Source organism: Terrabacter sp. C0L_2 (genome assembly GCF_036352015.1).
In the GTDB taxonomy this organism is placed as follows: Bacteria; Actinomycetota; Actinomycetes; order Actinomycetales; family Dermatophilaceae; genus Terrabacter; species Terrabacter tumescens.
Genome location: NZ_CP143557.1, coordinates 1929849 through 1944398, shown reverse-complemented (window position 1 = coordinate 1944398; position 14550 = coordinate 1929849). Strand labels below are relative to the sequence as shown.

The 14550-nt window shown below is 73.3% G+C and carries 15 protein-coding genes; 6 read left to right on the top strand and 9 right to left on the bottom strand.

Annotation, left to right across the window (positions count from 1 at the left end; genetic code table 11):
• Window positions 1–62: 62 nt before the first annotated feature.
• Both aspS and U5C87_RS09035 read right to left on the bottom strand, forming a co-directional pair.
• Complete coding sequence (gene aspS, locus U5C87_RS09040; RefSeq protein WP_330476253.1) at window positions 63–1379, bottom strand: aspartate--tRNA(Asn) ligase; 1317 nt, start codon at window positions 1377–1379, stop codon at window positions 63–65.
• Between the two features lie 328 nt (window positions 1380–1707).
• Window positions 1708–2904 (bottom strand): acetoin utilization protein AcuC, encoded by a 1197-nt coding sequence (locus U5C87_RS09035; protein WP_330476252.1) that lies wholly within the window; start codon window positions 2902–2904, stop codon window positions 1708–1710.
• Window positions 2905–2954: 50 nt separating this feature from the next.
• Here U5C87_RS09035 and U5C87_RS09030 point away from each other — a divergent pair, with 50 nt between their 5' ends.
• The gene (locus tag U5C87_RS09030; RefSeq protein ID WP_330476251.1) at window positions 2955–3623 is read left to right on the top strand and encodes a potassium channel family protein; all 669 of its coding nucleotides are present in this window, start codon (window positions 2955–2957) and stop codon (window positions 3621–3623) included.
• Window positions 3624–3737: 114 nt separating this feature from the next.
• Here U5C87_RS09030 and U5C87_RS09025 read toward each other — a convergent pair whose 3' ends face one another.
• The 4 genes from U5C87_RS09025 to U5C87_RS09010 all read right to left on the bottom strand — a co-directional run bounded on the left by U5C87_RS09025 (window position 3738) and on the right by U5C87_RS09010 (window position 6644).
• Window positions 3738–4265, bottom strand: coding sequence for a GNAT family N-acetyltransferase (locus U5C87_RS09025; RefSeq protein WP_330476250.1), 528 nt, complete (start codon window positions 4263–4265; stop codon window positions 3738–3740).
• Window positions 4266–4354: 89 nt separating this feature from the next.
• On the bottom strand, window positions 4355–4858 hold the full coding sequence (locus tag U5C87_RS09020) for a GNAT family N-acetyltransferase (RefSeq protein ID WP_330476249.1): 504 nt from the start codon (window positions 4856–4858) through the stop codon (window positions 4355–4357).
• A gap of 15 nt (window positions 4859–4873) precedes the next feature.
• A complete protein-coding gene (proC, locus tag U5C87_RS09015) occupies window positions 4874–5680 on the bottom strand; it encodes a pyrroline-5-carboxylate reductase (RefSeq protein ID WP_330476248.1) in 807 nt (268 codons plus the stop codon).
• Window positions 5681–5693: 13 nt separating this feature from the next.
• On the bottom strand, window positions 5694–6644 hold the full coding sequence (locus tag U5C87_RS09010; RefSeq protein ID WP_330476247.1) for a proline dehydrogenase family protein: 951 nt from the start codon (window positions 6642–6644) through the stop codon (window positions 5694–5696).
• A gap of 136 nt (window positions 6645–6780) precedes the next feature.
• Between U5C87_RS09010 and U5C87_RS09005 the strand changes: the two genes are divergently transcribed.
• The 5 genes from U5C87_RS09005 (at window position 6781) to U5C87_RS08985 (ending at window position 10971) form a co-directional block, all read left to right on the top strand.
• Complete coding sequence (locus U5C87_RS09005) at window positions 6781–7593, top strand: maleylpyruvate isomerase N-terminal domain-containing protein (protein ID WP_330476246.1); 813 nt, start codon at window positions 6781–6783, stop codon at window positions 7591–7593.
• Between the two features lie 77 nt (window positions 7594–7670).
• On the top strand, window positions 7671–8987 hold the full coding sequence (locus tag U5C87_RS09000; RefSeq protein WP_330476245.1) for a lactate 2-monooxygenase: 1317 nt from the start codon (window positions 7671–7673) through the stop codon (window positions 8985–8987).
• 71 nt (window positions 8988–9058) lie between these two features.
• Window positions 9059–9811 (top strand): SAM-dependent methyltransferase, encoded by a 753-nt coding sequence (locus U5C87_RS08995; RefSeq protein ID WP_330476244.1) that lies wholly within the window; start codon window positions 9059–9061, stop codon window positions 9809–9811.
• Window positions 9808–10305 (top strand): nucleoside deaminase, encoded by a 498-nt coding sequence (locus U5C87_RS08990; RefSeq protein ID WP_330476243.1) that lies wholly within the window; start codon window positions 9808–9810, stop codon window positions 10303–10305. The genes U5C87_RS08995 and U5C87_RS08990 overlap by 4 nt, the downstream gene beginning before the upstream one ends.
• A gap of 360 nt (window positions 10306–10665) precedes the next feature.
• On the top strand, window positions 10666–10971 hold the full coding sequence (locus U5C87_RS08985) for a hypothetical protein (protein WP_330476242.1): 306 nt from the start codon (window positions 10666–10668) through the stop codon (window positions 10969–10971).
• Here the strand turns inward: U5C87_RS08985 and U5C87_RS08980 are convergent.
• The 3 genes from U5C87_RS08980 to U5C87_RS08970 form a co-directional block, all read right to left on the bottom strand.
• Window positions 10968–12272 carry a lanthionine synthetase LanC family protein gene (locus tag U5C87_RS08980; RefSeq protein WP_330476241.1) on the bottom strand — a complete coding sequence of 435 codons (1305 nt, stop codon included), beginning with the start codon at window positions 12270–12272 and terminating at the stop codon, window positions 10968–10970. The genes U5C87_RS08985 and U5C87_RS08980 overlap by 4 nt on opposite strands.
• Window positions 12273–12352: 80 nt before the next feature.
• Complete coding sequence (locus tag U5C87_RS08975) at window positions 12353–13366, bottom strand: T3SS effector HopA1 family protein (protein WP_330476240.1); 1014 nt, start codon at window positions 13364–13366, stop codon at window positions 12353–12355.
• On the bottom strand, window positions 13354–14550 hold the full coding sequence (locus tag U5C87_RS08970) for a phosphotransferase (RefSeq protein ID WP_330476239.1): 1197 nt from the start codon (window positions 14548–14550) through the stop codon (window positions 13354–13356). The genes U5C87_RS08975 and U5C87_RS08970 overlap by 13 nt, the downstream gene beginning before the upstream one ends.

The following is a 14550-nucleotide window of genomic DNA, read 5'->3' as shown; positions in this document are numbered from 1 at the left end:
GATAAGAATCGGTCACGCGCAACTCGACACGCCGGTGGGGCACCTGTGGATCTCCCGGCTCGTCACGGCTCCAGGCGGTGCAGGTCGCGCGGGAACAGCGTCACCTCGCGGATGTTCTCGGCACCCGTCAGCCTCCCGACCCACCTTTCCAGACCGATGGCGAAGCCGCCATGCGGAGGCATGCCGTGGGCGAACGCGTCGAGGTAGCCGGCGAGCACCGCGGGGTCCGTGCCGGTCCGCTCCATCGCCGCGGCGTAGTCGGACGGCCGGTGCAGGCGCTGGCCGCCGGTCGTCAGCTCGAGCCCCCGGAAGAGCAGGTCGAAGCTGTTGCTCCACCGCTCGTCTCCGGGCTGCGGGTGGGTGTAGAACGGGCGCTTGCCCATCGGGTAGCCCTCCACCGCAAGGAAGTCCGAGTCGTATGCCGTCTTGGCCCAGTCGCTGAGCGCCCGCTCGTGCGCGGGGCTGAGGTCGGGCTCATCCGGGTCGGCCCCGACCTTCGCGAGGGCGTCGCTGAAGTGGATGACGGGGAACTCGTCGGGCACCTGCGGAAGCTCGACGCCGAGGAGCGCAGCGGCGTCGGCGGCATACTCCCCGATGGCCTCGACCATCCCGGCGATGGCCACGCGCAGCACCGCGAGGACGTCACGGTGGTCGCGGACGAAGCCGAGCTCGGCGTCGAGCGAGGTGTACTGCGCGAGGTGGCGCACGGTGTCGTGCGGCTCGGCGCGGAAGACGGGTCCGACCTCGAAGACGCGCTCGAAGACCCCGACGAGCATCTGCTTGTAGAGCTGCGGGCTCTGCGCGAGGTAGGCGGTCCGGCCGAAGTAGTCGACGGTGAAGACGTTGGCGCCCGACTCGGTGGCGGTGCCGACGAGCTTCGGTGTCGCGATCTCGGTGAACTCGAGCGCTCCGAGGGCCGAACGGAACCCGCGCATCGACGCGCTCGCGATCTGCCAGGCGGCCCGGTGTCGCGGGTGGCGCAGGGTCACCGCGGCGTGGTCGAGGTGCGTGGGCAGGCCGGCGCCGAAGGTCGGTCGCCACAGCTCGGTCGGCGGGGCCGCCGCGGGCTCCGTGAGCGGCGTGACGGTGGGCTCGACGAGCTCGGCACCGCCGGGCGCCGACTCGTTGGTCGAGACGACGCCGGTCACCTCGACGACGGTCTCCTCGGGCAGCCCGGCCAGCTGCTCGACGGTCTCGCGGTCCTTGACGACGACCTGGGCCAGGCCCGAGCGGTCGCGCAGCACGAGGAACGTGACGCTCGCGAGGACGCGGCGCCGGTGGATCCAGCCGGACAGCGTGGCCGGCTCGCCGTGCGGGACGGCTGCCAGGTCCCGCGCGAGCACGCGCGGAGCAAGGATCGTGGGTTGGGTTGGTTGCATTCCGTTCACCTCCAGAGGGTTGGTGCCCCGGAGGTGTGGGCGATGGGGAATGTCGCTGTGCCACCACACCTTCGCCGCCGCGGATCGCGGACGGCCTCTGGTCGTGCTCGGCTCAGGATCGTCAGGCCCGTCGTCGCCGTGCCGTCATGCTAGGCGCCCCAACGCAGTAGGACCAACCGGATTACGACCAAGAACCGAGTACATCCGGCCGAGGCGCCGGCGTCGCCTGGACGAAGCGAAGCGAGCGAGGAACGAGCGAGCGCCGCGGAGGAAGGCGACGCCTTCAGGGCGCCGAGGCACGCGCGAAGCGAAGCGGAGCGCAGAAAACTCAGTCGAAGTGGATGTCGAGCCCGTGGAGCGGGAAGACGGCCGTGCGGGTGGCCATGATGGCGCGGTCGACCTCGCTGGCGGGGTCGTAGCCCATCTCCCAGGAGCGCCACCAGAGGGGGCCGTCCTCGGTGGTGAGGTCTCCCATGCGGCGTGGCCCGGGGCGGCCGAAGACCTGCTCGACGTGGGCCCGCCAGTCCTCGGGGACCGGCACGCTGGTCTTGATCGGGGCGTGGGCGGCGATCGCGGTGAGGTGGGTCCACGTGCGGGGCACGACGTCGACGACCTCGTAGCCTCCGCCTCCGAGCGCCACCCAGCGTCCTTCGCACACCTCGTGCGAGAGCCGGTGGAGGGCGTCGGCGGCCGCGCGCTGGGCGTCGACGGTGACGGCGAAGTGGGCCAGCGGGTCCTCCGCGTGGGTGTCGCAGCCGTGCTGGGTCACGAGCACGTCGGGGCGGAACGACCGCACGAGGGGCATGACGACGGCGTGGATCGCCCGCAGCCAGCCCGCGTCGCTGAGGCCGGGCGGCAGGGCGACGTTGACGGCACTGCCCTCGGCGTCGGCACCCCCGGTGTCGGTGGGCCACCCGGTGCCGGGGAAGAGCGCCCGGCCGGTCTCGTGGACGGAGATGGTCAGCACCCGGGGGTCGTCCCAGAAGATCCGCTCGACGCCGTCACCGTGGTGCACGTCGACGTCGACGTAGGCGACACGTTCGGCGCCGTGGTCGAGGAGCCACTGGATGCCGACCGCGATGTCGTTGTAGACGCAGAAGCCGCTGGCCTTGTCGCGCATGGCGTGGTGCAGCCCGCCGGTGAAGTTCACGGCGTGCTCGGCGTCGCCCTCCCAGACGGCGCGGGCGCTGTCGACCGTGCCGGACACAACCCGCGCGCTCGCGTCGTGCATGCCCTCGAAGGCGGGGTCGTCCTCGGTGCCGAGGCCGTAGGAGTCCTGGGCCGTGGACGGGTCGAGCGACGCGGCCTTGACGGCGGCGACGTAGGCGTCGTCGTGGATCGTCGCGAGCAGCTCGTCGGGCGCCACCTCGGCGCCGACCACCTCCACACCGTCGACGTCGAAGACGCCGAGTGCCTCGCAGAGGCGTGCCGTGAGGTCCAGGCGCACCGGCGCCATCGGGTGGGTGGGGCCGAAGTTGTACCTCGTGAAGGAGGTGTCCCAGACGACCCGGGCCTGAGTTGGCATGATTGAGACGCTATCGCGGAAACGCGCACCGGATGACGGAGGTAACACGCATGGGCCGCAACCGGCTCTTCGAGGACGACGTGATCGTCATCGGGCTGGGACGCTTCGGCTCGGCCGTCGCTCTCGAGCTCACGAGGCTGGGCCACCGCGTCATCGCCGTCGAGCGCGACAACGCCATCGCCGAGAGCTACGTCAACAAGGTGGCCAAGGTGGTGCACGCCGACATGGCTCAGTCGACGGCGCTCGAGATGATCCGCGCCGCGCAGCCGAAGATCGCGATCGTCGGCATCGGCTCGTCCGTCGAGTCCTCGGTGCTGGCGGCCGCGAACCTCGTCGACGCCGGCGTGCCCTCGATCTGGGCCAAGGCGCTCTCGCCGGAGCACAAGCGCATCCTCGACCGCATCGGCGTCCACCACGTCATCTCCCCCGAGGCCGACTCGGGCCGCCGGGTGGCCCACCTCGTCAACGGCAAGCTGCTCGACTACATCGAGTTCGACGACGGCTTCGCCATCGTCAAGCTCAAGCCGCCGTCGGAGACGGTCGGGTTCACCCTCGAGCAGAGCTCGATCCGCCGCAAGTACGGCGTCACGGTCGTCGGGGTCAAGGCGCCGGGCGAGGACTTCACGTATGCCGTGCCACAGACGAAGATCTCGGCGCACCACATGCTCATCGTCAGCGGTCCCGTCGAGCTCATCGAGCGCTTCGCGGCTCGCCCCTGACCCGGATCGCTCTGCGGGACAAGCGAACCCACCGCCTCCCGATGACTCGGGGCGGTGGGTTCGTCGGTTGGGACTGCGTGACCGGCTCGGGCACGCAGTCCCGGGTCTGCTGCGTCAGAGGCGCAGCTGGGGTCCGTTGTCAGAACCGAGCGGGAGGACCATGGCGATCTCCTCCTCGCCGTCCTCCTCGCTGACGACGCCCATCGGGCGGCGGTAGTCGGTCGGGCGGAAGCCCATGCCGCTGGCGAAGGCGACGGCCCGGCCGTTCTCGGTGCCGACCCAGTAGACGAGATGGGAGTGGCCGCGGTGGGCCGCGAGGGAGGCGCCGTCCTTGACGAGCCGGGTAGCGACACCCGAGCCACGTGCCTCAGGGCGCACCCAGAGGCCGAACAGCTCACCGGCGGCGTCCTCGCCGTCCTTGGCGGTGCCGATGCTGACGACACCCACGGCCTGCCCCTCGCGCTCGGCGACGAGCCGAGCGGACCGCTGCATGCGTTCGCGCCAGAAGTCCTCGTCGTAGGACTCTTCCTGCTCGACCGTGGCCACGAACGCCTCGGGCGACTCACGCAGTGCGGCGAGGCGGACAGAACGGTAGTCCTGCCAGTCGTCCTCGCCGAGGGGACGCACGGTGATGTCGTTCATGGGTCCACTTTCGCACGACAGGCGCTCGGACCGCACCCGCGGGCCGGTGAACGTTCGGTGCAGCGGGTCCGGCTGCGCACCAGCGCTACTCAGAAGCGATGGACCATCTCGATCTCGCGGAGGTCGGGACGACGGGGGTGCTCGTGGACGGCACCGGTGCGCACGAACCCGCACCGCGCGTACAACCCCTCGGCAGCGGTGTTCGAGCTCGTCACCTCGAGGACGACCTCGGACTTGCCGAGCCGGCGCGCCTCGTCGAGGACGGCGCGCACGAGTGCCTCACCGACTCCCCTACCGCGAGCCCGTGGCGCGACGTACATGCCGAACAGCGTTGCGGTCGTGGCCCGTTCGGGCTCCCAGTGCGACCCGAGCCCCGCGCTGCCGAGCACGCCGTCGGCGTCACGGGCCTGGACGAGCCAGGCCCCCTCGATGCGTTCACGCCAGTCGGCCTCGTCGTAGACGGCCTCGTCGGCATAGGTGAACCAGAAGGCGTCGGGCGCGTCGCGGAGCATCGCGAGGCGCACGTCGCGGTGCGTCTCCCAGTCGTCGGGCGTGACCGGGTGCAGGTGCATTGCGGGGTGCGGTTCGGCCATCACCCCACAGTGCCGCTAGACCTGCCCCGATGCCAGCTCTTTGGACCGCGCGGCGGCCGCCTCGATGGCCGTGACGAAGGCCGCGCGCACCTTGTGGTCGTCGAGCTGGCGCAGGGCGGCGACGGTGGTGCCGCCGGGCGAGCTGACCTGCTCGCGCAGCACGGTCGGGTGCTCCTGAGTCTCCTTGAGCATAGTCGCCGCGCCGTAGAGGGTCTGGACGACGAGCTCCGTGGCGGTGGCGCGCGGCAGGCCGAGCACGACGCCGGCCTCGATCATCGCCTCGACGACGTAGAAGATGTAGGCGGGGCCGCTGCCGGAGATCGCCGTGACGGCGTCGAGGTGCTTCTCGGGCAGGTGCACCACCTTGCCGCACGAGCTGAGCAGGGCCTCGGCCTCGGCGAGGTGGTCGTCGGTGCAGTGGCGCCCGGGCGAGATCCCGGCCATGCCCTGGTCGACGAGGGCCGGGGTGTTGGGCATGACGCGGATGACCGACGTGCCCTCGGGCAGCCGGGACTCGAGGTACTCGGTCGTGATGCCGGCCGCGAGCGAGACGACCGTGTTGCCGGGGGCCACGTGGTCGTGGATCTCCTCGAGGAGGGCGGCCATGTCCTGCGGCTTGACGCAGAGCACGAGGGTGTCGGCGACGTCGGCGGCGTCGGCGTTGGCCATGACGCGCACGCCGTAGCGCTCCGCGAGCGCGTTGACCTTGTCGGGCGTGCGCCCCGTGACGACGAGGTCGCCCGGGGTGCGGCCCGAGCGGATGAGACCCGAGACGAGCGTCTCGCCCATGACCCCTGCGCCGAAGATCGCCGTCGTCGTCATCGTGGCTCCTCGCTCAGCTCTTCGTCGCGACGCCGCGGAGGAAGAACATGACGTTGGCCGGCTTCTCGGCCATGCGGCGCATGAGGTAGCCGTACCACTCCTGGCCGTACGGGATGTAGACGCGCATCTGGTCGCCGCGGTCGGCGATCCGCTTCTGCTCCTCGGGGCGGATGCCGTACAGCATCTGGTACTCGAACGACCTCGGGTCGCGGCCGGCCTGGCCCGCGAGCGCCCCGGCGATCTCGATGAGGCGCGGGTCGTGCGAGGCGACCATGGGGTAGCCCTCGCCCTGCATGAGGATCTTGAGGCAGCGCACGTAGGACTTGTCGACCTCGGCGCCGGCCTGGAAGGCGACCGACTCGGGCTCCTTGTAGGCGCCCTTGCACAGCCGCACGCGCGAGCCCGCGTGCGCGAGGTCACGGCAGTCGGCCTCGGTGCGGTAGAGGTAGGCCTGGAGCACGGCGCCGACCGTCGGGAAGTCCGCCCGCAGCTCGCGCAGCGCGTCGAGCGTGAGGTCGGTCGTGGTGTGGTCCTCCATGTCGAGGGTCACCGTCGTGCCGGCCTGCTTCGCGACCTCGCAGATCTCGCGCGCGTGGTCGAGGGCGATGGTGTTGCCGTCGCCGGGCAGCGCCTGGCCGAGCGCGCTGAGCTTGAGCGACACCTCGACGGTGCCCCCCTCGGTCAGGCCCTCGTCGCGCAGCGCGGTCAGCAGGGAGACGTACGCGTCGCGCGTGTGCTGCGCCTGCGCGAGGTCGGTCGTGTCCTCGCCGAGGTAGTCGATGGTCGAGCGACGACCCGACGCCGCGATCTCGGACGCGGCACCGACGACGTCGGCCCGCTCGGCACCGGGCACGAAGCGCTTGACGACCGAGCGCGACACGGGCGCCTTCTCGATGACGTCTCGGATCTTCTCCTGCTTGGACAGCTGCAGGAGCGAGTTGCGCAGCAGGTCGCTGGCGTCCACGGGGGCCTCCGGGTGGTGCTCGGGATGTCGCTCGGGTGACGGCGGCGGACGGTGGTGACCGTCCCGCCGGGCAAATCTACCGCCGCGGTGCCGGCCGGCCGGTCCTCGGGGCGGGACAGGCGGCACACTCGGAGCCATGCAGCCACCCACCACCGCCCCGGCCCCGCTCGGCCTCACGCTCGACGAGCTCGGCGAGGCGCTCGGCGCCGCGGCGACGGTGCTGCGCGCCAACGCCGTGGCGGCCGGGCTCGACGCGCCCGTCCCGACGTGTCCGGACTGGACGGTGCTCGACCTCGTCGCCCACGTGGGCATGGTCCACCGGTGGGCGACCAGCCACCTGCGCGGCGAGCCGATCGACCCGCCCGAGCCGCTCGAGCTCGAGGGCCGCGCGTCGGCCGACCCGTTGGGCTGGTTCGACGACGGGGCCACGGCGCTGCTGCAAGCCGTCGTCGACGCCCCCGACGACCTCGAGGCGTTCGTCTTCCTCAAGGAGGCTCCGGCGCCCAAGCTCTTCTGGACCCGACGCCAGTGTCACGAGACGACGATCCACGCCGTCGACGCGCTAGGCGCCCGTCTCGGCCGCCCGGCCCGCGCCGACGAGACCTGGATCAGGCCCGCCGTCGCGCTGGACGGGATCGACGAGCTGCTCGTCGGCTTCGTCACCCGCCGACGACAGGGCGGCTCGCCCGGCGCCCCGACCCGGATGCTCGTGCGTCCTGACGGCGCGGACGTGGCGTGGCTCGTCGACCTCGCGACCGGGCGCCCGATCACGACGACGCGCGTGCGGCCGGACTCCCCCGAAGCGGCCGGCGCCGACCACACCCTGACCGGCGCGCCCGTCGACCTCTACCTCCGACTGTGGAGCCGCGGCGCCGAGAGCGAGGGCGTCGACGGTCCGGTGGACGAGCTCGAGCGATGGTGGCGCGAGACCATCTCCGTGCGGTGGTGAACGGCGGGGCGGTCCGTAGCAGGATGGGCGGCACCCGGTCCGCGACGGCGCGCCCGGGCCGGCCACAAGGAGCACGTATGCCGCTGGAGTCGTTCGGCAGGACCGTCCAGTCCGCCATCTACCGGGCCGGCGCGTTCGGCCACCGGCCCGAGGTGCCCACCGACGCGACCCAACTCGAGGCCGCAGCGCGCAAGGTCATGTCGAAGCGCGGATTCGCCTATGTCGCAGGCTCGGCCGGCTCCGAGGCGAGCGCCCGCGCCAACGTCGCGGCCTTCGACCGGTGGCAGGTCGTGCCACGGATGCTCGTCGACACGACCGAGCGCGACACCTCCGTCGAGCTGTTCGGGCGCCGGCACGACAGTCCCCTGCTCATCGCGCCGGTCGGGGTGCTGTCGATGGCCGACGACGGCGCCGACCTCGCCGTCGCGCGCGGCGCCCGCGAGCAGCGGGTCACCCAGATCATCAGCACCCAGGCCTCCGTGCCGATGGAGGACGTCGCGCGCGAGCTGGGCGGCTCGGGCCACTGGTACCAGCTCTACTGGAGCAGCGACGACGACCTCGTCGAGAGCCTCGTCTCGCGAGCCGAGGCGTGCGGGAGCGAGGCTCTCGTCGTCACGCTCGACACGGCATACCTCGGCTGGCGTCCGCGCGACCTCGACCTCGGGCACCTGCCGTTCGCCCGCGGCGAGGGGATCGCCCAGTACACCTCCGACCCCGTGTTCCAGCGGCTCGTGCGCGAGCGGGTGGCGCGAGCGGCGGGCGGCCCTGCGGCAGCGCGTCCGCGGCCGACGCCGGCCGCCGTGGCGACCCTGCTGTCGATGAGCCGCAACCATCCCGGCGACACCCGGCGCAACCTTGGGGCGCCCGAGCCGAGGGCGGCCGTCGAGACGTTCCTCGACGTCTTCAGCCGACCGTCGCTGACGTGGGCGGACCTGCCTCGCCTGCGGTCCCTGACGAGCCTGCCGATCGTGCTCAAGGGCATCCTGCACCCCGACGACGCGCGCCGGGCCGTCGACGCCGGCGTCGACGGCGTCTACGTCTCGAACCACGGTGGTCGGCAGGTCGACCGATCGGTCGCGGCCCTCGACGCACTGCCCGGCGTCGTCGAGGCCGTGCGCGGCGCCGGCTCGAGCGCGCCGGTCATCTTCGACAGCGGGATCCGTTGCGGCGCAGACATCTTCGTGGCCATCGCGTTGGGTGCGAGCGCCGTCGGGATCGGACGGCCGCACGTCTACGGGCTCGCCCTCGCTGGCGCCGCCGGGGTGTCCGAGGTGCTGCGCAACCTCCGAGCCGAGCTCGACCTGCTCCTCGCCCTGACCGGGTGCACCTCGCTCGCCGACCTCACCCCCGACCGGCTCGTCCGTCGACCGGCGGTCGACTCCCCCGCCCCCTGACCGTCGGGAGGCGCTTCTCGTCGCGTGGAACCGGTTCGACGCGCGCAGGGGTCGTCCCGGAGGATCGTCACATGCCCGCCCTCGACCACCTGACCCGCGACGCCTTTCCCCGGTCCTCGAAGTACGACGCCAAGTGGCTCGTCGACCTCGACATGGGGCCGCACCCCCTGTGGCTGCTCGAGGATCTCGCCGCCGACCTCGACCTGCGCCCCGGGATGCGCGTGCTCGACCTCGGGTCGGGGCTCGGCGCGACGTCGGTCTTCCTCGCCAAGGAGTACGGCGTGCAGGTCGTCGCCGCGGACCTCTGGGTCGACCCGAGCGAGGCCGCCGCGGTGTTCCGCAAGGAGGGTGTCGAGGACCGGGTCCTGGCCATGCGCGTCGACGCGCACTCGCTGCCCTTCGGTCGCGCGTCGTTCGACGCGATCGTCAGCATCGATGCCTGGGAGTACTTCGGCACCGGCGACCACTACCCGCCCTACCTCGCGAAGTTCCTCAAGCCGGGCGGGCAGCTCGGCGTCGCGACGCCCGCCCTGACCAGCGAGGTGCGTGAGCTCGGCGAGATCCCTGAGCACATCGACCGCGTCGTGGGTGCCGAGTCGGCGGCGTGGCACACCGCCGAGTGGCTGCGCAGCCAGTGGGAGTTCAGCCGGGCGTTCCAGGTCGTCACGGCCCGCACCCAGGCGGACGCGTGCGCGAACTGGCTGCTCTGGGAGCGCGCGGTCATGGAGCTCAAGGGCCAGCCGACCTCGCCCGTCCAGGGCATGCTCGAGGCCGACGGCGGCGCGTTCGTCACCTTCGCCCTCGTCACCGGGAGGGTGGCATGAGCATCGACGCCACCGACCTCGGTCACCTCCGCCGCGCCGTCGAGCTCGCCCGGCTCGCGCTCGAGCGCGGCGACGAGCCCTTCGGTTCGGTGCTCGTCTCGGGTGACGGCGAGGTGCTCTTCGAGGACCACAACCACGTCCTCGCGCTCGACGCGACGCAGCACCCGGAGTTCGCGATCGCCCGCTGGGCCGGCGCCCACCTCGACCCCGACGAGCGCGCGGCCGCGACGGTCTACACCTCGGGCGAGCACTGTCCGATGTGCTCCGCCGCGCACGCCTGGGTCGGCCTCGGACGGATCGTGTATGCCGTGAGCTCGGCCCAGCTGGGCGCGTGGCGGTCCGCGTGGGGTGCGCCGCCGTCGCCGGTGGCCCCGCTCTCGATCGTCGACGTGGTCCCGGGGGCCGTCGTCGACGGGCCGGCGCCCCAGCTCGAGGAGGAGGTCCGCGACCTTCACCGCCGCTTCGCCCACCTGCACCCAGCCTCCCCGGCCTGACCCCGACGACTCCGCCCCGGCGGAGAACTGGCGGTCCGAACCAGAACCCACACCCCCGCACCCCCGCCCCGGCGGAGAAATCGTGGTCTGAACCGCCACCACACCCCGACGTTTCCGCCCCGGCGGAGAAACCGTGGTCCGAACCAGCACCCCGACAACCCCGCCCCGGCGGAGAAGCCGTGGTCTGAACCAGCACTCACACCCCGACAACGCGGCCCCGGCGGAGAAATCGTGGTCTGAACCAGGCTCGCGCCCCCGAGAGGTCCGCCCGGGCGGAGAAGTCGAGCCCGGGCCGTGCGGAGGGATGCGGACGGCGCCCAGGACGTTGTGACGACCTGCGCCCGGACCGACAATGACGAGATGGCGACCCGTGTGCTCGTGACCCTGTCCGGCGAGTCCGACCCCGAGGAGGTCGTCCGCGCCCTGCGCGCCCTCGGCCCCTCCACGGTGCACGCCCCCGCACCGGAGCTGCCCGACGTCGCCATCGCCGAGGTCGACGACGACGCGGTCGAATCCTTCGTGCGCGACGCCCAGTCGGTGGACGGGGTGTCGGTCGCCGAGGTCGACGCGTTGCGCTACACCCAGTCCGCGTCCGAGTCAGAGCACACGGACGGGGGCCCGGACGACTCGCCCGCCCCCTCCGCCGGCTGGAGCTCGACCTCCTAGCCCCTCGGTGCGAGGGCCCCGAGGAAGGGGTCGGCGGCCGACGGGCCGACCGACAGGTCATGGCACCGCGCGAGCGTCAGGGCGACACCGCCGATGCCGACGAGGACGTTGGGGCTGCGCCCACCACTGCGTATGCCGCACTGCCAGGTCGGGTGTCCGGGCCGGCCCGCCCGCGAGAGGTGGGTCGCGACCGCCCGGGCCTCGGCCACGTGCTCGCGCGCAGCCGCGGGCCAGGCCTCGGCCGCCAGCAGGTGCATCTCGACGACGCCGGCCAGGCCGTGGCACAGCGACCCGTCGAAGGGGTGCAGGCCCACCGGTCGGTGGGCGGTACTCGCGGCCCGCGCCCGCACGAAGGCCACGTGCGCGGCCCCCGCGTCGCGAGGCTCCCCACCGGGGCCCGCCACGAGTGGGTGACGCAGGGCGGCGGACACCCCGACCCCGGGCGCACCGTGGCACCAGGCGAGCCCGGGCACCGGCTCGGGCAGTCGGAGGTCCGGCCAGCCCCCGGCCCCTGCGTCGTGGAGGGAGTCCTCCCAGAGCACGGCAGCGGAGGCGAGCGACGCGGCATACGTCGGCGTGCCGGTAACGTTCGGCGCCCACTCGGACCCGCCGAGGCGCTGGGCGGCTCCGGTCAGCGCGAGGGCGATGCCGCTGCCGCCGTGGGCGAGCCCGACGACACCGTGGTCGGCACCGGCCATGGGCCACAGTCGACCGATGGGTCCGGCGAGGGAGAGCGCACCGATCCGGTCGACGAGCAGAGCGATGGCGTCTGCCCGGACACTCTCGTCCGACGGCGCGAGAGACACCGAGACGACACCAGCGAGGATGCCGGCGAGCCCGCCCATGAGGTCGGCGAACGGAGGCAGCCACTCGGGGTGCTCGACGACCCGACGCACTGCGAGCCCCCCGAGATGACGCGCTCGCTCGGCCAGGTCGGCTGATCCGTGCGTGGCGGCGACGACGTATGCCGCGCGCGAGATCCCGAGGGCTCCACTGTCCCAGCAGATCTCGCTGCCGGGCTGCCCGTGCGGACCGAGGTCCGATGTGGCGCGCCGAACGGCTGCCTCAGCCGTGCGCACGGCCAAGGGCGCCCACTCCGCCGGAGCCGCCGGCAGGCGTGAGGCTGCCGAGAGGACGACGGCGATGCCGGCCCGGCCGGTGAGGAGCCCGTCGTCGAGCGGTCCGTGGACGAGCACCGGCGGGGTGCTGAGGTCGGGCGCCGAGCGCGGGTCGACGTCGTCGCCGCTCCACACCGGTGCACCCGACCTGTCGACGCGGGCGAGCGAGACGAGCCGAGCCACGAGCGACCTTGCCGCGCGTGCAAACTCGGAATCGTCCTTAATCCTTGACGACCCCGTCCAGGACGACGCGGTCGTTGTCGTCATGCCGCCACCTCCTCGGGTCGGTCGGCGTGGATGCCGACGCCAGCGAGCACGGCGACACCGTCGCCGGCAGCGAGACGCTCGGCCCGGGTCACGTCCCCGCGCGCCTCGCCGAGGACCCGACCCACGGCCGACGCCACCTGGGCGCACCGCAGCTGGCCGTAGCTGATGCCGCCGCCCGGGTCCTGCGCCAGCCCCACCCCCGGGTGCAGGCGTCGCGTCAGCGGCGGCTCGTCCGCTGACAGGGCGCCCGAGATCTCCTCGATCCAGCCGGGAAGCGCAGCGGCAAGACGCGCGGAGTCCGACCTCGGGACATAGACGACGAGCGCGTCGCGCCGGTCGAAGCCGCCCGCCCGGGCCGGGCACTTGAGCGAGAGTGGGACCCCCGTCGACACGGCCAGACGCACCGTGGCAGCCACCGCCAGGGGTGCGGCGCCGGCGTCGACGTTGACGTACCAGCGGTCCAGCTCGAACGAGGAGATCGGCTGCTCGCCCGTGTGGGCCCACCACCACGCGCCCTCGGGGTCGACCTCGCCCACCCCGGCGAGGAGGTCGACGAGATCACCCGGGCGAGCCGGCATACCCGGCCTCGAGGAGCCGACGACGGCGTCGACGGCGCGGCGCACGACCGAGCCCCGCGACGGCCCCTGCGTGCAGGCCGCGACGACGTGGGCCGCGTCGCTGGCCAGGACGAGGTGCGCGGTCTCGACGGGCGCCACCGAACGGCGGGACGCCTCGAGGAGTGCACCGATGAGCGGGTCGCTGCCGAGGGAGACGGACGCCTCGTCCGACCCGCACCACCAGCGCGGGTAGAGCCACTCGGCCACCGGATCGTCGATGCGCACGTCGTCCGGCGACTCCGTGGCCTGCGCGGCCGCCCACGGGTCGGACCCGACGAGGCGCACGGCGTGACCGAGCGCGGCCAGCGACCGCGTGGTGGGGTCGTCGTCCGGGCCTGGCGTCACGGCCCGGCCGGGCGTCACGGGTGGGCGGGTGCGAGTCAGTGCAGGCACTGGGCCACCTCCTCGGTGAGGGAGTCGAGCGACAGGAGGACGGAGCGGGCCCGTTCGGTGAGGCGGCCGGGGGCGGTCGGCCGGTGCGGGCCGAGGGAGTCGACGACCTCGAGACCGAGCTGGGCGATGCGCAGCCCGGCCACGGTCACGGCCCGGCGCGCGAGGACGGGGACGATCTCCGGGCGGGGGCGGGCCCCGTGCGCGTAGCCGCGCAGGAGCGCGACCGCGGGCTCGTCGGACGCGACGGTCAGCGTCTCTCCCGGCTGTCGGACGAGGTGCTCGGCGAGCAGGCAGCCGAGGTCCCACGCCGGGTCGCCGAGTCCGGCCATCTCCCAGTCGAGCAGGACCGTGCGACCGCCGGAGGACACGACGTTGTCCCACTTCATGTCGTGGTTGACGAGGCACCCGGCCACCGGGCCGGCGACGGCGCCGGCGGCCTCGGTGAGCAGCGGGTCGGCCTTGAGGACGGCGATGTGGTCGGCGACCGCCCCGGTGGCCGGGTAGTCGGCCATGAGAGCCGCGAGCACCACCGGTGGACGGGCCGGCGGGAGCGGCAGGCCCATGGTCCCCCGGTGCAGCGCGCCCAGGGTCGCGCCGAGGGCCCGCGTCGCGGCTGCGAGCGCCGAGGTCGACAGGCCGACCACCGACGACGGGTGGACAAGGACGGGCCAGCCCGCCTGCTCGGCGAGCGACCCGGTCGGGGCACCGGCCCCGGCGGACCCGCCGGTGAGCTGGCCGGCCGTGGACGGCGCCCGGACGTCCGCGAGCACGAGCAGGTGGCGGTCCTCGTCGACGACGAGGGCGTCAGGCAGGACGTGGCGCACCGGGTCGCACCACACCCCGAGCCGGTAGACGAGGAACTCGATCCCGAGGTCCAGCCCGCGCTCGGCGGCGCTGGACTTCACGACGAGCCGGCGACCGTCGGGCAGCAGGACCGACCAGACCGGGTGGGCGCGGGAGAGGTTCTCCACCTGCACCGACGCGCCGGCGTCGGGGTCGAGCAGGCCGAGGTCGCACAGGGCGCGGACGGCCGGATGGCCGCCGTCCGGGGACCCGGCCATGCCCCTCGGGCCTGCCGCGAGCGCCGGGGCGGGAGCGAGGGCCGGGGCGGGAGCCGGGACGGGGCGCGCCAGGACCGGGCGGGCCGCGAACGGCCCGCCCGGCATCGTGTCGACGAGGGTCAC

Coding starts and splice junctions, on each gene's coding strand:
- aspS (WP_330476253.1), bottom strand. CDS start 1,379: ATGCAACCAACCCAACCCACGATCCTTGCTCCGCGCGTGCTCGCGCGG.
- U5C87_RS09035 (WP_330476252.1), bottom strand. CDS start 2,904: ATGCCAACTCAGGCCCGGGTCGTCTGGGACACCTCCTTCACGAGGTAC.
- U5C87_RS09030 (WP_330476251.1), top strand. CDS start 2,955: ATGGGCCGCAACCGGCTCTTCGAGGACGACGTGATCGTCATCGGGCTG.
- U5C87_RS09025 (WP_330476250.1), bottom strand. CDS start 4,265: ATGAACGACATCACCGTGCGTCCCCTCGGCGAGGACGACTGGCAGGAC.
- U5C87_RS09020 (WP_330476249.1), bottom strand. CDS start 4,858: ATGGCCGAACCGCACCCCGCAATGCACCTGCACCCGGTCACGCCCGAC.
- proC (WP_330476248.1), bottom strand. CDS start 5,680: ATGACGACGACGGCGATCTTCGGCGCAGGGGTCATGGGCGAGACGCTC.
- U5C87_RS09005 (WP_330476246.1), top strand. CDS start 6,781: ATGCAGCCACCCACCACCGCCCCGGCCCCGCTCGGCCTCACGCTCGAC.
- U5C87_RS09000 (WP_330476245.1), top strand. CDS start 7,671: ATGCCGCTGGAGTCGTTCGGCAGGACCGTCCAGTCCGCCATCTACCGG.
- U5C87_RS08995 (WP_330476244.1), top strand. CDS start 9,059: ATGCCCGCCCTCGACCACCTGACCCGCGACGCCTTTCCCCGGTCCTCG.
- U5C87_RS08990 (WP_330476243.1), top strand. CDS start 9,808: ATGAGCATCGACGCCACCGACCTCGGTCACCTCCGCCGCGCCGTCGAG.
- U5C87_RS08985 (WP_330476242.1), top strand. CDS start 10,666: ATGGCGACCCGTGTGCTCGTGACCCTGTCCGGCGAGTCCGACCCCGAG.